The 17,928-nt window shown below is 40.4% G+C and carries 14 protein-coding genes and 1 tRNA gene; 4 read left to right on the top strand and 11 right to left on the bottom strand.

Features of this window, described 5'->3' with window-relative positions; genetic code table 11:
• The first annotated feature begins 95 nt into the window (after window positions 1-95).
• A complete protein-coding gene (locus AACQ79_RS05300) occupies window positions 96-350 on the top strand; it encodes a helix-turn-helix domain-containing protein (RefSeq protein WP_065771941.1) in 255 nt (84 codons plus the stop codon).
• Between the two features lie 177 nt (window positions 351-527).
• On the opposite strand, the gene AACQ79_RS05295 is transcribed toward AACQ79_RS05300, so the two are convergent.
• Complete coding sequence (locus AACQ79_RS05295; protein ID WP_170898702.1) at window positions 528-2,885, bottom strand: AAA family ATPase; 2,358 nt, start codon at window positions 2,883-2,885, stop codon at window positions 528-530.
• 247 nt (window positions 2,886-3,132) lie between these two features.
• Here AACQ79_RS05295 and AACQ79_RS05290 point away from each other — a divergent pair, with 247 nt between their 5' ends.
• Window positions 3,133-3,351, top strand: coding sequence for a hypothetical protein (locus tag AACQ79_RS05290; RefSeq protein ID WP_170898700.1), 219 nt, complete (start codon window positions 3,133-3,135; stop codon window positions 3,349-3,351).
• Here the strand turns inward: AACQ79_RS05290 and abiEi are convergent.
• From abiEi to AACQ79_RS05240, 10 genes are all read right to left on the bottom strand, one after another.
• Window positions 3,324-3,851, bottom strand: a complete 528-nt coding sequence (gene abiEi, locus AACQ79_RS05285) for a type IV toxin-antitoxin system AbiEi family antitoxin (protein ID WP_170898698.1) — start codon at window positions 3,849-3,851, stop codon at window positions 3,324-3,326. The genes AACQ79_RS05290 and abiEi overlap by 28 nt on opposite strands.
• Window positions 3,852-3,897: 46 nt before the next feature.
• Window positions 3,898-4,905, bottom strand: coding sequence for a DNA-binding protein (locus AACQ79_RS05280; protein ID WP_170898696.1), 1,008 nt, complete (start codon window positions 4,903-4,905; stop codon window positions 3,898-3,900).
• Window positions 4,906-4,973: 68 nt separating this feature from the next.
• Complete coding sequence (locus AACQ79_RS05275; RefSeq protein ID WP_170898694.1) at window positions 4,974-6,488, bottom strand: hypothetical protein; 1,515 nt, start codon at window positions 6,486-6,488, stop codon at window positions 4,974-4,976.
• Between the two features lie 166 nt (window positions 6,489-6,654).
• Entirely contained in the window at window positions 6,655-7,719 is a 1,065-nt protein-coding gene (locus AACQ79_RS05270) for a tyrosine-type recombinase/integrase (RefSeq protein ID WP_249339182.1), read from the bottom strand.
• Between the two features lie 582 nt (window positions 7,720-8,301).
• Window positions 8,302-10,467 (bottom strand): hypothetical protein, encoded by a 2,166-nt coding sequence (locus AACQ79_RS05265; RefSeq protein WP_170898691.1) that lies wholly within the window; start codon window positions 10,465-10,467, stop codon window positions 8,302-8,304.
• Entirely contained in the window at window positions 10,464-11,684 is a 1,221-nt protein-coding gene (locus tag AACQ79_RS05260) for a hypothetical protein (protein ID WP_170898689.1), read from the bottom strand. Before AACQ79_RS05260 ends, AACQ79_RS05265 begins: the two co-directional genes overlap by 4 nt.
• Window positions 11,685-12,002: 318 nt before the next feature.
• Window positions 12,003-12,200, bottom strand: a complete 198-nt coding sequence (locus AACQ79_RS05255) for a hypothetical protein (protein WP_170898687.1) — start codon at window positions 12,198-12,200, stop codon at window positions 12,003-12,005.
• Window positions 12,201-12,214: 14 nt separating this feature from the next.
• A complete protein-coding gene (locus AACQ79_RS05250; protein ID WP_170898685.1) occupies window positions 12,215-12,598 on the bottom strand; it encodes a hypothetical protein in 384 nt (127 codons plus the stop codon).
• The gene (locus tag AACQ79_RS05245; protein WP_170898683.1) at window positions 12,591-13,946 is read right to left on the bottom strand and encodes a tyrosine-type recombinase/integrase; all 1,356 of its coding nucleotides are present in this window, start codon (window positions 13,944-13,946) and stop codon (window positions 12,591-12,593) included. The genes AACQ79_RS05250 and AACQ79_RS05245 overlap by 8 nt, the downstream gene beginning before the upstream one ends.
• A 79-nt stretch (window positions 13,947-14,025) precedes the next feature.
• Window positions 14,026-14,116: transfer RNA gene (locus AACQ79_RS05240), tRNA-Ser, on the bottom strand.
• 567 nt (window positions 14,117-14,683) lie between these two features.
• Here AACQ79_RS05240 and AACQ79_RS05235 point away from each other — a divergent pair.
• Complete coding sequence (locus AACQ79_RS05235) at window positions 14,684-15,574, top strand: formate dehydrogenase accessory sulfurtransferase FdhD (protein ID WP_094146882.1); 891 nt, start codon at window positions 14,684-14,686, stop codon at window positions 15,572-15,574.
• A gap of 10 nt (window positions 15,575-15,584) precedes the next feature.
• A complete protein-coding gene (locus tag AACQ79_RS05230; RefSeq protein ID WP_170898681.1) occupies window positions 15,585-17,894 on the top strand; it encodes an FdhF/YdeP family oxidoreductase in 2,310 nt (769 codons plus the stop codon).
• Window positions 17,895-17,928 lie beyond the last annotated feature (34 nt).

Genomic DNA, 17,928 nt, shown 5'->3' with positions numbered 1-17,928 from the left:
GATTACCCCTGTGCGGGGGTAAAATTAACTTTAACCCTCATAGGGGTTAAGGTGCTAATATCCTCTGTAGGGGTTAATTTACATTGGAGGCAGATATGCTCATAACAAGTCCGAAGCAACTGGGAATATACTTGCGTGATGTTCGCAGGAATCAAAGGCGCAACCAAACCAAAGTCGGCGATATTGTTGGTCTAAAACAGACAACGGTGTCGAAACTTGAACGTGATCCTGCCTCGTCCAGTATTGAAAGTCTGATGCGCCTGCTGTCATCACTAGATCTTGAGCTACATATTAAAGACAAAGCTGTAAGCCGTGAACAAGCAAAGCTTCGTGATCCTGATGATTGGTAAAATCCTATGCAACTAAGCCAACGTTATAACCAAGTTGTTCTCTCACGAGTAAGCAAATCGATGCTTGTGCGGCCAGCTTATTTCTGCCCTGAAGTCAGATTGGGATCGCTGCTGAAAACAAAAGGCAAAAAAGTTTGAGCCTCCTAATAAAAGAGGCTTTTAAGTTCACTCTATTTGCTAACTGGCATTCAACCCATTATATACGACGTCTAGAATATCTCCCGCTAAGGTTCTCGTGTTTTCTATTGCATCTCCGCTAATTTCATGCATAGGGGTGTTCAGTGTATCTCTGATGGCGCTTAATCGAGCTTCAAGCTCTCTGGTCATGATTCCATGATCCCTTAATGCAGCAGTACAGACAGAAAGGTCAGATTTAGCGTGACCCAGTTCTCCGATCTGCTTTTTATATCTATGCCTGATTTCTTCTTCAAAGAATGGTCGTAAGCTTGTAAGAATATCAACATTTGTCTCCCTATTAACAAACGCCTTAATCCTATCAAAAGCTATATCGTGTTCAGTAGCCATCATGTCGTCTATATCAACCTCTTCAATAGAGCATGTATCGACACCATGAACTAACTTAAGTGACTTAGCACAGCGTCTAAATTTCTTCACAGCCTTAGAAGCCATTCCTTTATAGTGAGTGGTGATAACTAACTGTTTTACGGTTCGTTGAAGCTCATCAAGTTTGTTTAGAATCAGCGCTATTCTTTCATTGTCAAAACTAGTAACAGGGTCATCCATAATTAGAACTGCTTTAGCTTTCTCTTCTGGAGCTAGAGATATAACCTTGGCAAGGAAAATACATAGAGCCAGTGCTCTTCGGTCAGACTCACTGAATACAGTGTTAATTTTATCCGCTGGGATATCCACGCTCTTAAATCGAACTTTCAAGTCATAAATGACCTGCTGCCCTCTGTTGTTAGGTGTTTTGATTATTTCGAAATTGCTAGAACCTAGCTGACGGAAAAGGAGATTAATTAGGTCAAAGTGGGCATCTAAGTAAGCACTTTGAGATTGTTCGAGCTGCCGTTTCTGCGTTTGATAAGCTGTTTCCAAAGCGGTGACTTGTGCCTTTTTTTGTCTGTAAGAATCACAAAGCGGTTCAAGATGAATTCTCTTTAACGATAAGTTAGCTTGAGCTTGCTGTCTGTTGATATCCGTTAACTGCGTGTTTAGCTGTGCTACATCAAGTGAATTCTTATAGCCATTAAATATTGCATTTATTTGCTCAGTAATTTCCCAGTATTCATATATTGCTTGATTGTAAGCCGTTGAGGCTATGAGCAGTTGATCAAAGCCAACGGCTTCCGCTTGCTCATATGGGGTGGCAAACTTATGTTCTAAGCGAGGAAGCCAAAATGCGGTCGCTTCTTGGCTTCGTGCCATTACCGATTCAAACGAGGTTAAGATAGCTTCATGTTTTTGCTCTAATGTAGCAGTCAATGGAGCTAAAGCGTGATTACCAGTAATTTGAGGTTCAACGTACATCTCAAATATTTGCCGATTGGCTAGGTGTTGTTGGTTTAACTGCTCACGAGTATTTAAGACACCAAATGGCTGCCGTAAACTATTAAGAGTGGTTCTGGTCTGAGAATTAAACCTATCGAATTCAGCGTTAAACGCCTGCTGATAAGCTGCAATTAGACCTCGTGCAGTATCAGTTAACTCTTGTCCGCAAAATGGACAGTCATCTTTTACCTGCGTTAACCCCTGCGAAGCCCAGCCTTTGAAAGTAGACGCGTTGTTAACATGACTATCCATGTGATTCTGTAAAACATCCAATGAACCTTGGTGTACATTTTGAAGGCTAGATGATAGTACTGCATTAATACGTTCAATTGCAGGAGTAAAGTTAACTTGAGTTCCTACGGCTGCGAGTACATTTCGACGTTTTATGCTGTCAATGTTTTGGATTGTGGTTGATAGTTGTTGTTTGGTGATTTCTAGTGCACCAATACTTGCCTCTAACTGTTCTTCTGTCTGAAGAGGCAATACTGTCGCGACATATTGAGCTACATCCCCAACTGCGTGAGTGTTAAGTTGGCCTTCTATGTTATTAAGGTTACGACGCTCATCTCTTAACTCTCTATTCATGTCCCCAAGTGCAGTGTAAAGTGCAGTATTGCTCTCTCCTAATATAAAGCTCGTCATATTCTCTGAATTTGGACGCTCTTGCTTCTGACCAGTGATGACATTGCGATGAATAAAGCTGTGGTCAAAGACATATAGTTTTGAGCAGTCAGGAGCTTTTACTTGCCACTGCTCATTTTCAAACTTTGAAGTTACATTACCCGCTACTGTAGAAAACAGAAATTCAGCTTTAGGTGGCTTTGCGGGATCGTTAGGGATGGTCTTTCGATTTAATATAAATTCAGGCGAGTCTTCAGCTAGGGAGTGTATAACATCACACAAAGTACTTTTTCCGTAACGGTTTTCTCCATAGATAATGGTCACATCTGTCAACTCTATGCCGCTAGCTCTTGTTTGCGTGTAATTACCCACGCCTTGAATTAATTTTATTCTTTTTAGCATATGTCACCTCAGCTTTTAATTAAGTGATTATGTCTAAAGCTAAAGTGCATGTAAATGCACATGAGGTAGACAATGATCTTCAATTTTAGAGTTATAACCAAGGAACTAAACTTGGTTCTATCCAATAGTGAGTCATGGCAATCAGCTTAGTGCATTCTGGCTAATGACTTTACCTACACAGCAGTCAGAATGGCAGAAACAGACTATGCCATAGTGCCAGTGTATTTATCTAAGTAAGGATCAGGTTATGAAGCACTCAGCAAAAACAGGCGAGAATGATGCTTTAGAAGCTCAGCATAAGACAGATTTTCTCAACTTGCTGGGTAAAGATATTGAGAAAAACTGCCAGAACCTAGTAATTGTTGCACCTGTGCTCAAACAGGAAATGAACGAGATCATCGGTGACTACAAAATCGACCTCAATGGAGAGTTCTATACTCAATCAAACTCATTGCAAAGCATATGAGTATTCCTGCCTACGCGCTTCAAATCTCGAATCGCCGCAGACTCCGTGGCGATTCTCAAAGGCCTATCAGAAAGAATTGTATTGTTCAGAATATCGATATCGCAGCGATCAGTGTGTGTAAATTCGATCACCCCGTATGGAGTCTTGAATACACCCTTTCGACCAGTAGTCATTACTGTCAGACGATCAATAGGAATCTGAGAAATTACACCATATTCTGAAAGAGCAGACTCAAGCGAGATGTAATTGTATTCACCACGACGTAGACTTTTCGCCACATATTCAATGGTATAACCACCTCTGTAGCGACTTAAAGCAAACACGTAAACGCCTCGGCAAACTCGTTCTAGTACCCCAAACTTGATTAAACGCGGTAAACTTTGCTTAAAAGCTTCTTCACTGTCATCAAAAAATACTCTTCGCAAGTTGCGCTTGGTATATACGTAAATGCGTTGCCCATCAAATTTATGCAGACGTTCTAACGCCGTTTGAATATCCATATTGTTAAGTTTACTAAGTAGACGACATGAGTAACCATAGCATACTTTAATATCCACTTGATGAGTCATTGACAGCATCACAAATGGAGTCAGTTTCTTCTAAAAAGTACGTAAGCTGCTTTTCAAGTTCATGATTTGCACGCTTAAGTTCTGAGATATTGGATTGAGACTCATGTAACTTACTCTCTAACATTCGATAATTTACTGAAAGATCGGTATATTCATCCTGGACAGTGCTTAACTTATGTTCAGAATTGTCCAGTGCCTCTGTCATTGACTGTAGTTTAGACGAACTTTCAGTTAGTTTGATACAAGTGTTCTCATAGCGTTCTGAGAGTTCAGTCAGCTGAGACTCAAGCCTCTCCACATCGTTAAGTGCGTATTCTCGTTGTACTGTTAGTGCTGAATGCGCTTTCTCGACTTTTGATAGACTGGCTTGGAGTCCACAAATGGTATCTTGCTGGTTTTCTAACCTGTCACTTGCTTGATTGAGTGAACTCGTAAGTTGACTGATATTTTTTAGTAACTCAGATTTCTCGTGTTGTGATTCGACTAGCTCAAATTGCAGAGCTTCAATTTTCTCCTCTAGTTCATCATTTGCATCTGTAGCCCTTTGGAGAGTCTGTTCAATATCCAAAGCTTCTCCCTCAGAATGCTCTTTTTGTTTGATCGCGTGTTGGCTGATTGCCTCTGCTTCTCTAATGCGTGTGTAAGTAATTGACTCAAAATGTGTATGAATACTGTTATTCATAGCGATAACAATATCTCGAAGTGATGTGGAGATATCATGTTCCTTTCTTTCGAGAAGTTCTTGAATTTCCGCTGGTAGCTCATATGAGGTTCTTACTTGAGTTGTTGCTGATGGGGTGTCATTTTGAGCTTCTGGAATCCTACCGTCAGCAATGAGTCTTTCCAAATCAGCTTGAATCGAAGAGCTTTTTCCTCTTTGTAAATACTCTCTAATTCGCCACCCGCTAGGCTTCTTTCCTCTGCTAATCAGCTCATTAGCGGCTTGGATGAGGTCTTCATCAGTGTAAGTTTTCGGCCTTGCCATGCTGTTCACCATTATTATTGTTTTTTTAATGAAAGTTAGTAAGTTAGTAAGTTAAGAACTTAACTAACTTACCTTTCAAACGTATCGCTTTCTGACTTTTGGTCGGTCTTATTGCGCTCAAGATTACTTTTGCGCAGTTCTACTGATTCCAACAGCAGCTTTGCTTTTACCTGCATGCTGGGTGGCAGGTTCAACATATCTTTCATGGCGTTATCCAAGAATGATTCAACCATTCGTGATTGACCTGATTCTTTAGCTTTCAAACCCAAGAAAACTGACTGACAGAACTTGCTTAAAGGACGGATGATGTCATCTTTTAAGCTTTGAACTAACTTTTCTAAAGCGTGCTTTTCAGCACGCAATTGAACGATTTCTTTTTTCTCAGCAGAAATATCTCGGCTATTTTGCCTTTTTAGTTCATTGATCATTTCGTTTTCGCCTGTAGAAATAGCAACTTGCGTTTTAATGTCGTCTAGTTCACTTCTTCCAGCTTCAATATCACTCGCGAGTTCCTTGCGTTGTATTGCTTGTCTTTTGAGCAAGTAGTTATTTAAGTTGTTTTTTCTCTGGCTTTTCGGAAGTTTTGCTTGCTGATCCATTTCTTTACGCTGCTTTGTTCTCCTTTCTGTTTCAGTAGAAAACTCAACTAACAACCCCTTTGAACGACACAAATGCTTATTCGCAAAATCCTGAACCATTCGTTGAAAGTAATGCCCAAGGTCTTGCGTCTCTTTACGGGTCAACTTTGAGTTACTAGGAAAGAAATCCTTTACCCCTGTAACTTTTTCTATGTATTCGCTCACAACTTGTATTTGGCGTTTGTGAAGATCAAATTTGTTGGTTTTCTGATTCAATGCAGATAAAAAATAATGTGTGTGGCACCCTGTGTTTTGGTTTTTATCCCGTTCATCGTCATGGCAAATAATTGTTTTAATTTCGTAGTCTGGGAAATAATGAACAAGGAATAGCCGAGTGAACTCGATATAATCCGATGCATTCACCAGATCACTACCAACCTCCCATCTGTGAGGGATCTTAAAAATCCCTTCTTGGATGAATATGTTATTAGTTGGCGCTCTGTGTTGTAGCTGATTGTGAGCGTTCAGATAAGTCTCTAGCATCTTGAGACGCTGTTTCTTGCGCTGCATTGTCAGAAGAGAAAACTTCTGAATAGATGAGTACGAAACATGACCATCAGTTTCTAAAATACTCTGCAAAAACTTAGCAGCATCCGTGTTACCACTTTTAATTTCACTATCTATTGCGTTTTTCATTTTGCGGCGATACTGGCGCTGCTGTGTTTGAAGCTTTAACTGGTTGTGAACACGTGGCTGTGGAACAATCTTATACAAGAGTTCAAGCCGCTCAGCTTCAGTCCAAGATTCTATTGGAGAAATATGGTTGTTTATCCACATGAAATTGTGTTGACTTAGCTCCTCGTTCCACTCAAGTTTCTTGGATATTTTGGCATTAGTTTGAGGAGTAATCCTCAGTGAATGCGCAAGAGAGTGTTCGCATTTCACACGACTTTCTGTAGTTGAAGAGTAATTCATTCGTCGGTGGAATAATCTGATTGTTCTCATTCTCGACCTCCAAGAGGTCGAGTTAGAGAGTCAAGAGAGCCTTCTCTTGCCCGCAGCTTCCGTGCATCTTTTGCGAAGCAAAAGTGTGACGGAAGCGTAGCGGGTTGCCATGTCGTCACATTTTCAAAATGTACGACTTTATGTTTGGTCTCAATGGCCACTGTGCTCATCTGTCGCTCTCCAGCATGCCTTCAAGAAGTTGAATGAGCTGTGGTTTGGACTGAAGTTTTTTCAACAACACTAACGAAGAGTGAGGAATAGCAGGTAAAGTCACTGTTGGCTTTATTTGCGGTAGGCCGAATATCTCCTGAAGGTGTTGCGCAGCCTCTCTTGCGTAGTTTGGTGAATCTTCACGAATCCATCGACCATAATGTTTGTCGATCATTGTTGTGCTTTTATGCCCCATTTGAACCGCGAGCCAGTCTTTGCTGATCCCTGCCGTTAGGCACTGGGAAGCAAATGTATGACGTAGCTGACCAACACCTCTGTGAGCCACCCCCGCTTGTTCTAGAAATTTGAAGAAGAATCGCTCAGTGAATTCTTTAGCATCAGTAAAAGGTTGATTCGTTTTCGTATTTAAGAAAATGAAACTGACAGAGTCTTTCGTGAATGTTTTATTGTCGCATTCAAGAATATTGATTGTTTGTGGGCGGCGCTTTCCTGTAAGTTTCAGCTGCTCTTTCAATAGTTTTAAAGCAAGTGGATTTAAATCAACTTCACGTACAGAACCTTTCGTTTTCGGGCATTTATAAATGTTCAATACACAAGCTCGACGGACATAGAGCACTTCGCGTTCCCAGTTTATATCTTGCCAAGACAACGCTATCAGTTCACTGATACGAAGACCTGTCAGCAGATTCAGCATTACGGCATTCTGTCCCTGGGTGCAGACATTCTTGCACTCATGCATCCGTGCTAATTCCTTTTTTGTGAAAGGGTTTGGCTCAGGATCAACAGTTTTGAAGTTCTGTACTCCTTTCATTGGATTTCGTGCAATTACGCCATCACGTACCGCTTTCAAAGAAATGCGACGTAAGATTGTCAGATGTTCGTTGATGGTTTTGTTTCGAAAGCGCTCGTGCCAACTTACCAGAAGCGTATTAATCTGAGAGTGGCTAACTGCATTGATGGGGAATTCTCCTAATTCCTTGTTTATATTCTTTGCTCTGCTGAGGTCGGAGGCTAATGTCGAGGGTGCTGCACAATATTTTCCGTTTTTTATCGAATGCAAGTCATTCGTCAAAACGGAAGTTACGGCTAAAAATTACAGTCGTCAACCATGTAAGATATTGAAAATTAACAATAAAATATTTACTTTTGACATCATTTGTCTATAAGTAGAAAGAATCGATGTCGAATTTGAGATTATTTATCAAACCTATACGCATTGAGTTTATCGAGATTTTTGACCTAGAAAATTTTTTGAAAAAAATGTTCCGATCGGTCAAAAAATAACCAGAAAATTGGTTGATTGGGGAAGATTGCGGAAAGTAGCAATCTCTGAAATGCTAAGACGATTGGGTTTGGCTTAATTGACTGAAAGAGATGTTTGGTGTGGTGGCATAGTGAACTTTAGTCAATTCCCGAAGAGGGAGCCAAAGTTTAGAGATCATGGCGTATGGACTAGCTTTCCATTGCCCCAAATGAGTTTCAGATATGGTTCACAAAGTACGGTTCGTGTTTCACGAACTGAATATCTGAAAGGATTGTTGAAACCATAGTTAACGACTTGACATATGATGCTTAAAGTAACGATGTCCAAGTCTAGACTGTTGTATGAGTTGTCTAGACTTGGAAAGGATATCTATGCCGTTTAATCTATTAGGTTTATTTGATTATCCAATCGCTTCAAAAGAAACTTGATGTCATTAGATACCCCTTCAAGTTCCAAATTTACGATTTCCTTAAGATGGGTATTGAGCAATTTTAGCTGGCCGCACCATAGCGCAAATAGAAACTCTAAAGAGGCTTCTCCTTGTGGGTTATCCCAATTTTGCAGGACAGAGACTATTATATCTGTCATTTGCCGACTGTAAATCTCATCAACGCCATAGTTAAGCTCAATAGGTCTAGCTGCTCGCAGCAAACAAGCTTGAATTACACCGTCGTTAAAGCGATCAAAACAGACTGGACTAATCAATGTTGAATGATATGTCGTAGCCAATCCATTGTCACTTTTACTCCTCAGATCATGTAAAATAGCTTGGATAGTCCAATATACATCAGCTTGGCTAGATTTTTGTGTATCAAGTCCTAATCCAGCCCAAAAGGCAAAGGTTTCCCTCAATTTTAATGACTCACCGTTAGCTGATGTTAAAAATAAATCATTTGGAGAAACAGCGTCTAATATGTTCGTTCTTTCTGCCAACAAGTTAGGTAAGGGATCATGATGGTCTACATCTGATAACGGATCATCAGTATCACTAAAGGCGGAAAGGTATTCTTTTTCTATGTCCCAAACGGATTTGTGGCTTTCGTTGAATCTAGGCAGGCTGCAACTTCGTAGTACGACTAGTTCAAATCCTCCCAAGCATAGATCTTTTTCAAGCTGCTCGAATGCCGCTTGGCTAGGCAATTTTGAGAACCCAACAAAGTAAGTGATTGTTGCGAGATTTGAAATTCCACGAAGCTTTCTTGCCGTAGCTAATAATTTCCTTCCTGATGTAATTGCACCAGCAACTACAAATATTGAACTACGATCTTTTAGCTCCTCCTCATTTATTTCAGAAAACTTAACCCAGTCAATACTATCATCATTAATTTGATTTTCAATCTCTTTGGCCAATGCCAGAGAACCATCATCATCTAATGAAATAACCGTTTTAACATCTCTAGAAAAGTGTTTATTAAGTTTCTTTTTCATTGATTTTTTGAAACTTTCCGCACTGGAATTAAGCAATTTATTTATATCAATGTAAAAATGTTCCTTTTCCCAATCTTCATTAGGAGAAGTGTCAAATTTTAGTAAACCTTTAACTGCAAATTCCCTAAAGAAATTTTGACGCTTTAAATCAAAATCTACTTTTTTTATAACTAACAGTTCATGCTTAGGAGTCTCTGGGAGGAACTGTTCGCCTTCAATCCTAATAACTTTTGACCCTTGTTGACAGAACTTACAATGTTCTTGTGGGACCGATACTATACCTTGTTCAACAACACCTGAGATATTAAAAAGCCCTTTTTGTTCACTAGGAATATTTGAATAAAATAAAGTCAAGATATTTTCTTGTGAAAAAGCTGTATCTTTAAGCAAAGTGTTAGCTAAACCACCACTTGTAGTTGCAGATATAATAACCAAACTATCAGGACTTGTTACAAATCCGTATGGTTGCTCAAATACCGAATACGATTCAAAGCTTTCTATTATTGGTTGTTTATTTTTAAACTGCTTTGATAACTGTATAGCAATACTAACTAAGAAAGAAATTGATGAAGTGTCAACATATATTCTTGAAATGCTTTTGGATAAGTAAGGAAGTAAGCTAATTGCTAAAAAAGCGACTTCCACACCAGACGTAAATAAGTTTGATGCACGAATAAACTTGTCACAATGATCTCCTGATGGCTTTTCAAAGTGATAACTAGGAGAAGAGGTTATAAGACCTTTTCTACTCTTGAATATGTGATTGGCACCCGTCGTTAACATCTCTTTTTTAAACTGAACCTCTTCAGTCTTACTTATGTCATGAATGCTTCCATCTTCACTAATTGATAGGAAATCTAACTTTTCACTTATATTACCAATAAATGATTCAAATTCAGATATAAACAATGAGTTTTCAATGATTTTATTTTTGAACTCTTCTGTCAAATCATAGCCAAGAACTACAACATCACTGGGTACTAAGTTCAACATTACATCTTCTTTTATCTCTTTAATCATTGATGATGCATCAATATCAAAGTGACAAAATAATACCAATGTTTGCTTTGATGAATTAGCTTTCTTATTGAACCTAAACGAAAAATAACGACTCATAGTGAATTACCTTCCAATTCCGTTTTGTCAACAAGTGGTATTAAGATAGTGATTGATACGCCTGCAGCGTTTGCTTTCTGAGTTATATTGTTATTGCATTTTTGTCTTGAATCCCAATCCATAAACTCGTAACTGTCATTTTCTTGCTCAATAAATGGTTGATTAACAAAGTCGCGATATAAGGATAACCTATTACTCCTCACTCTCATAAAACCATTTAAGAGGGTAAGATTTGCCATTACTGCTGGTAATCCATTACCTTTAACTAGATTGTTGGAAGAAGTACTTCTAAATTTGAAGCATTTTTTTAATATTTCGTACTCATTTGAAATAGTAAGTTGCTCAAAAGCACCATCTTTAGGGTTATCAGCAAGCCAACGACCGCTATATCCTAAACCAGCATCTATGATGCTAATCTCAATAAATCGATTTGTTGATCTAGAAGTTTTTCCTAACGCTGATAAGTAATCTTGCAATACTTCGTTATTACTAATTGAGTTTGCTACCGCATCGTCAGATAAGTTAATACCATATGTATAAATAACTCTAGTTGCGGGTTTTAGCCATATATTTCTATTTTTACCTCGGCTACCATGTTCATGCGTATTGACGAATAATTCATAAAATAAACGTCCTAGTTCGTTAGCATCCTCTTTTCCAAGTAGTTCGCTACCTCCCGCGACAATGGACGATTTCCTTACCATAGAGCTAATTATATTTGTAATCTGCTCTAGGCTTTGCGGTGCAGCATGCTGTGTTGTGGAAGATAGATAAAAATTTCTATCAAATCCTTTACTACTATGATCAACAAAAGAATACCAACAAAGTCGTCCAAGGTTTTGACCGTAAGAGTGAGTTGATTGTTGTTCTATTGCTGCTTTAGCTAAACTGTTAACTTTTTTCCTCACGTCCATTTTTTGATCGAAATTTAAAGAGACTTTTTTTGCCATCATTGCAGCAGTAAATTTATGTGGATATTTAACTATATGTTCCAGCTGTTCTTCGACTTCCAAAGAACTAGGTTTAACAATCAGTTCTCGTTTCTCATTATTGCTAGCCCACGTATTTACTGCCTGAATTGCCGCAGCGTATCCTCCAAATGCGAAACCCTTTGAAGAGATCGGTAGCTCTAACTCGGGATTACTTTGTCCTTCACATATTTTGGATATGACATCCTCTATTTTTTCTATATTAAGTGAAGCAGGCAGTGTGATCATACTTAATTTCCTTTATCTTCATGAGTCTGACTAATTGAAAATCAGCATTAACAACTCATCATGCTAACCGTGCATTGAAACGCATATTGTATAGTATTTAGTTGTTTTTTGGATATAGCATTTCTTAAAATAGACATGTTGGAACAACATAAACTACCTTTGAATTTCAGATTCATATTGAAGTTAGTTTCAACTTTATAGTTCCAAAGAGAAGTGCTGGAGGGCTGCGGTATCGGGCGTTAGACTCTTTTTCCTTTACCCAAAATCTCTTTAAAAGCGGCTCGTTACAGCCGCTTTTAAAGAGATTTAGAAACTTTGTTAGTTATAGTTAGTTGACTCAGTAGCTATAATTTTTAGAACTTCCGCTGCAATCCGCATAGCCTTTATGCCAGCAGGTATATCGAGCTTATCGGAATACTTAACCCATACTTCGCCGTCTTTCGCAACACGTATCATGACAAATGTATCGTTGAGAAATGATTTACTGACGCCTAACTGTTCATGAATGTCTTCCATACTAAAGCTCCTTCCTAGCCTAGATTTATTGCAATAGAGTACGGTGTATTACGGCGGTCTATACTGAGTTGCATTTTGTTTTCAGCTAGAAATTGCATAAGAAATATAAGCTTATCTTCCCGCTCTATTTCTTGGGTATCAACTTCGTATCCAAGAGCATCTTTGACAGAGTAGAAGGACTCAACATTCGAGTAAATTTGATCAAGGAACAAGGGATAATCGAAGATCGTTTTAGAAGAGTCACGCTGCAAAGCTGATCTGAGTCTATATACTGCTCTAATCTGTTCAATTGATATCCCGCAAGTTAACAGATTGAAGAAGTCATAGTTATTAGTAAAATCAGCATGTTCAATGGCTTCTAGAATCGCTTTAAGCTCAAAATTTGCTAGTTTACGCATACTTCACCTCCACTGATGGAAATTTATTAACTGCTTCATTCAATTGCTGAATTTTCGCTTGCTTTCCGTATCGTCCGAAGGTGATGTTGGGATGAGCATGACCAACAATCTCAGCTACTATGTGCTCAGGTGTGTTAGCAATCTTTAACTCATCGATAAAAGTGTGTCGGAATGAGTAAGCCGTTGGTCGAGCATTGGGCTTCATTCCCATTGTGGTTTGCAGCTTCCCGAGGTTGGTACGGTATCGAAATGACCAATCTTTGTTTTCTCCGTGCGGCTTATAGTCAAAAAGCTGTTTCTGTTTTTGTTCTCGGCGCTCTTGCACATAATCAAGAAAACCCTCTTTTATCAATTTATTGTGCAAAGGGATAGTGCGGAAAGCATTGGATGTTTTTAGCCGCTGTTCAGTGCCAGAGTCGGAAACAGTGATGCATGGGACACCTTCAATTATTTGAATGTCACTGGTCGTTAACTGGCAAACTTCGGAAGGGCGGCAACCGTGGTATAGCTGTATCTTGGTTGTCCAATTAAATTGTGCGTCTTTTTTACGATATTCGGAACTAGAAAATAACTTTTTAAGCTCTTTTAACTGCCAGCGGTCACGCTGCTGTGATGCTTTAGCTACACGACTTTTCGGCGCTTTAATCGCTTTGAAGACATTTTTCTCAATGAGTTCAATTCGTTCACAGTAATCAAAGAACTGCTTATTGGCTGCAATGTATTCTTTTACTGTCTTTGCACTTAATCCTTTTTCAATTAAGTGATCTCTGTAAGTGTTGGCAGCTTTCGCAGATAAGCAGATCTCCTGTTTGGCTAGATAGTTCAAGAAGTTAGTACACCGTTGATTTAATTGAGTTAGAGTCATAGGCGTTACTTGTTCCAGACGTTTACTACGAATAAAGTTATTTAACTCTGTGGTAAGTTCTTGTGCTCCAATCAAACGACTGTTTACGCTTTCTTCAGGAGCAGGAGCAGGAGCAGGAGCAGGAGCAGGAGCAGGAGCAGGAGCAGGAGCAGACATTACTCGGGTCTCTATACTCCTTGACGTACATTTTGACTGTGGGTTGTCTACATGCGGAAGATTAGAGCAGAACTGTTGGCGAATCTCCGCCACCTTTGTAGATAAGCTAATCTTAAAATCTGTATAAAGGATGTTTTCTGCTAAAGCTTGTTCATGTAGCGTGTGAATCGCGCTAGCAAGCTGAGCATTTCGTTTGGTCGCTAATCGACGATATTTAGTGAAAAGAGAGAGACGAATCTCTCTCGGATAACCCAGAGAAGTTTGTAGAATGGCGGGTGTGGAAATACGTGTATAAAACACGTTATTGCTCAATTTAATCAAATACATATGTATCACCTACTTGTATTAGGTGACATTTGATCGTCTTAAAACGAGAAAAGCCCTTGATAAATCAAGGGCTTGAATGTGGCGGAGAGATAGGGATTTGAACCCTAGGATAGCTATTAACCATCGCCGGTTTTCAAGACCGGTGCTTTAAACCACTCAGCCATCTCTCCGTGTGGTGCGCATAATAGCGAGGCAATTTTACTTTGTAAAGTCTTGAGCTGATCGTTTGCTGGTTTTGTATACAATTGACGATAATTTTCCACTAATGGCTTGATTCTTAGCGCCTTGTTGGAGAAAAATGTACATTAATGCGTGCTTCGTTATGGCGCATTTTTTATTTGGTTGCTGGCTTAACGGTGAATTCTTACGATGTTTATACAGAAATAATCGGTTATGTATTAGCAACGGTTTACCAAGAGCCTGATGCTCTCTTGTAGTATCAGGCTACCGGAGTTTCATAAATGGAATGTTATTTCTTTTTTATGCCTTTATGTTCATATAATGCTTGAACCTCTGGGAATGACGGGTAACAAGCTAAAACTGGCAGGGAAATGGTACTAAACCTGAACCATAGCCAAAAGATGGCTTTCTTGACCCTGCGCAAGGTGAGGAGTAATTTGCAGCTTCCTGTGTTTAAGGCACTGCTTCCATTTCCAATCATTAAGTACAGAGTGTTTGCAGGAGTTTATCTTGCACTCACCTATGCTGATGATTGAAATCAGTCAATAAAAAGAACCATGCTAGAAGAAACGACAACCAATGACCCTCATGATGCTCAACCTGAGGGTACTGAACGCATTTATCGCCAACGTTTTGATTCCAAAATAGGGTTTCAAAATGAATACGATATTCTTGCTATTGAAGAGCCTTTACAAATCAGTTTGCAATGGAATGATACGATTACTAACAAGCTGCATATCGAAGAGTGGAGCATGACAATGCGAACGCCCGGTGACGATGCTCATCTCATCGGTGGCTTACTTTACACGCAGCAAGTGATCGATTCATATGACCATATACTCAATATGGAATTGGTTGACGACGAATCACGCCATGGCCAGAATCACTGGTTGGTCACGCTCAATCATCCATACACTGATGTGATTCAGCATCAGGCCCGTCGTTATATGAGCCAGTCGAGCTGTGGCATTTGCGGTATGACATCCATCCGAGCCTTGAGTTTGAGGCGAGAAATTCGTGTTGATGATAGCCCGAAATGGCTCTCTTCTGATGTTGTTATTGCGCTTCCTAATCTGCTTCTTGTTCATCAACCACTGTTTGCAAAAACGGGGGCGGTGCATGGTGCGGGTTACTTCGTGAATGGCGAGTTGATTGCCGTTGCGGAAGATGTGGGCCGCCATAACGCAGTGGATAAGTTGATTGGTCGAATTTTGAGTGAGCAGCGTTGGCACCCGCAAGGGGTATTAATTCTTAGCGGCCGAGTGAGTTTTGAGTTAATGCAAAAAGCGGCCATTGCTGGCATTTCAGTGGTGGTGGCTGTTGGTGCGCCATCACGTTTAGCGCTCGATATGGCGCGTCAGTTCGATATGACACTGATTGGTTTTATCAAAAAAAATCAGTTCAATATATACCATGGTCATGCACGTTTGCAGTCAGTGAAAGAGTGAGAAGAAGAATATGAGTATTAAACAATATACCGGTTCGGCTGGTGGTTGGGGAGCGCTAAAAAGCACCGCGCATCATCTATTGAAAAGTCATAATGTTGCCAAAAATATTTCCAATCTTTTAAAAACCAACCAAGACCATGGTTTTGACTGTCCGGGCTGTGCTTGGGGTGAAAAACATGTCCCAGGGCGTTTTCGTTTTTGCGAAAATGGCGCTAAGGCCGTCAACTGGGAAGCCACTTCTCGACGCGTTGGGGCGGATTTCTTTAAGCAATATTCGGTCACTTGGCTCAATAAGCAGAGTGACTATTTTCTCGAATCTCAAGGGCGTTTAGCGGAACCAATGCGCTATAACGCTCAAACGGATCACTATGAGCCAATCAGCTGGGATGAGGCGTTTGCACTGGTTGCACAACACCTCAATCAACTCGCTAGTCCAAATCAGGCGGAATTTTATACATCAGGCCGCGCGAGTAATGAAGCTGCATTTCTATACCAGTTGTTTGCGCGCCGGTTTGGTACCAATAATTTTCCTGATTGCTCAAACATGTGCCATGAAGCGACGAGCGTCGCCTTGGTTCGCTCGATTGGCATTGGTAAGGGAACTGTGACTATTGAGGATTTTGAAGAATCCGATGCGATTCTTTTATTTGGACAAAACCCAGGAACGAATCACCCTCGTATGTTGGAAACACTGGCGTCAGCCTATAAGCGTGGCGCTCGGGTTGTTGCGTTTAATAATTTAAAAGAGCGAGGATTGGAGCGTTTTACTAACCCGCAAAATCCTTTTGAAATGTTAAGCAATGGTTCAACACCGACCACTAGCCATTATTTCACTCCTAAATTAGGCGGAGACATGGCGGCGGTTCGTGGCTTGGTGAAAATTCTTCTTGCTCGTCATCAGCAAGCACAGGCCTGCGGTGAATCGATATTCGATCTTGATTTCATTGCCCAGCATACCGAAGGGATGGAGTCTTATTTAGCCATGGTGCAGGCTACGCCGTGGTCAAGTATTATTGAACAATCTGGGCTCACGCAACAAGATCTAGAGCTGGTGGCAGATATTTACCAAGACGCTAAACGCGTGATCGTAACTTGGGCAATGGGGGTGACTCAGCATAAGCATTCGGTGGCAACCATACAAGAGTTGGTCAATCTACAATTACTGTTTGGCCAAATTGGTAAGGATGGTTCTGGGGTATGTCCTGTCCGTGGTCACTCAAATGTGCAAGGTGACCGCACGGTTGGAATTAATGAAAAACCGCCTGCATTTCTACTCGACAATATTGAAAAAGTACTGGGCTTTACGCCACCAAAAGCGCATGGCCATAATGTAGTTAATGCAATTGAGGCGATGCTACGGGGTGAAAGTAGAGTCTTTATCGGTTTAGGAGGAAACCTCGTTGCTGCTGCGCCCGATACCGAGCGTGTCGCACAAGCAATGAAAAACTGTAATCTGACCGTAAACATTGCGACTAAACTGAATCGGAGCCATGTCAACCCGGGCAAGGATGCGTTGATCCTGCCTTGTTTAGGTCGGACAGATATTGATATTCAGGCTCAGGGGCCACAGAAAATTACCGTTGAAGACTCATTCTCCATGGTTCATGCCTCTTCTGGGCGAATTGATGTTACAGGAGAGATGATGCGCTCAGAGCCTGCCATTATCGCAGGAATGGCAAAAGCGACCTTAGGGGAGGGAAATCCAATCGATTGGCAATCCATGGCCGATAATTACGATAACATTCGAGATTTGATTGAAAAGATTATCCCAGGATTTGCCAATTTTAATCAGCGGCTCAAAGGGCCTGGCGGTTTTTATCTTGGTAATTCAGCGCGTGAATTTAATTGGAAAACGCCCACAGGAAAAGCGCAGATAAGCAGCAATGCACTTCCTGAATCTATCGTTCCGCTCAAAACTCAGCAGATGACCAAGAAACCGATTTTTGTGTTGCAGACGATGCGTTCGCACGATCAGTACAACACCACGGTTTACGGTTTGGATGATCGTTACCGAGGTGTATTTGGCGAACGTAATGTCATCTTCATGAATGAAAAAGATATTGAGCAGCTGCAATTAAAAGCGGGTGAACGAGTCGATATTGAGACACTGTGGGATGATGGTATTAAACGTGAAATTTTGGGCTTCAAAGTGGTCGCCTATGTAATTCCTCAAGGGAATGTAGCGGCCTATTTCCCTGAGGCAAATGCACTCATTCCATTGAGCAGCAAAGGCGACTTTAGTGATACCCCGACATCAAAATCTATTGCCGTTGTCATTCACCCAACCAAAGTTGCACCACTGTTAGTTCAAACAGACTAAAAAATCAGATACTAAAGCAAAAAAGAGAGCCGAA

The organism is Vibrio sp. 3-2(1) (genome assembly GCF_963887575.1).
Classification (GTDB): Bacteria; Pseudomonadota; Gammaproteobacteria; order Enterobacterales; family Vibrionaceae; genus Vibrio; species Vibrio anguillarum.
This window is presented reverse-complemented; position numbering and strand designations above follow the sequence as displayed.

What these genes read in the sequence shown, in the direction of transcription:
- AACQ79_RS05300 (WP_065771941.1), top strand. Translation starts at nt 96, where the DNA reads ATGCTCATAACAAGTCCGAAGCAACTGGGAATATACTTGCGTGATGTT.
- AACQ79_RS05295 (WP_170898702.1), bottom strand. Translation starts at nt 2,885, where the DNA reads ATGCTAAAAAGAATAAAATTAATTCAAGGCGTGGGTAATTACACGCAA.
- AACQ79_RS05290 (WP_170898700.1), top strand. Translation starts at nt 3,133, where the DNA reads ATGAAGCACTCAGCAAAAACAGGCGAGAATGATGCTTTAGAAGCTCAG.
- abiEi (WP_170898698.1), bottom strand. Translation starts at nt 3,851, where the DNA reads ATGGATATTCAAACGGCGTTAGAACGTCTGCATAAATTTGATGGGCAA.
- AACQ79_RS05280 (WP_170898696.1), bottom strand. Translation starts at nt 4,905, where the DNA reads ATGGCAAGGCCGAAAACTTACACTGATGAAGACCTCATCCAAGCCGCT.
- AACQ79_RS05275 (WP_170898694.1), bottom strand. Translation starts at nt 6,488, where the DNA reads ATGAGAACAATCAGATTATTCCACCGACGAATGAATTACTCTTCAACT.
- AACQ79_RS05265 (WP_170898691.1), bottom strand. Translation starts at nt 10,467, where the DNA reads ATGAGTCGTTATTTTTCGTTTAGGTTCAATAAGAAAGCTAATTCATCA.
- AACQ79_RS05260 (WP_170898689.1), bottom strand. Translation starts at nt 11,684, where the DNA reads ATGATCACACTGCCTGCTTCACTTAATATAGAAAAAATAGAGGATGTC.
- AACQ79_RS05255 (WP_170898687.1), bottom strand. Translation starts at nt 12,200, where the DNA reads ATGGAAGACATTCATGAACAGTTAGGCGTCAGTAAATCATTTCTCAAC.
- AACQ79_RS05250 (WP_170898685.1), bottom strand. Translation starts at nt 12,598, where the DNA reads ATGCGTAAACTAGCAAATTTTGAGCTTAAAGCGATTCTAGAAGCCATT.
- AACQ79_RS05245 (WP_170898683.1), bottom strand. Translation starts at nt 13,946, where the DNA reads ATGTATTTGATTAAATTGAGCAATAACGTGTTTTATACACGTATTTCC.
- AACQ79_RS05235 (WP_094146882.1), top strand. Translation starts at nt 14,684, where the DNA reads ATGCTAGAAGAAACGACAACCAATGACCCTCATGATGCTCAACCTGAG.
- AACQ79_RS05230 (WP_170898681.1), top strand. Translation starts at nt 15,585, where the DNA reads ATGAGTATTAAACAATATACCGGTTCGGCTGGTGGTTGGGGAGCGCTA.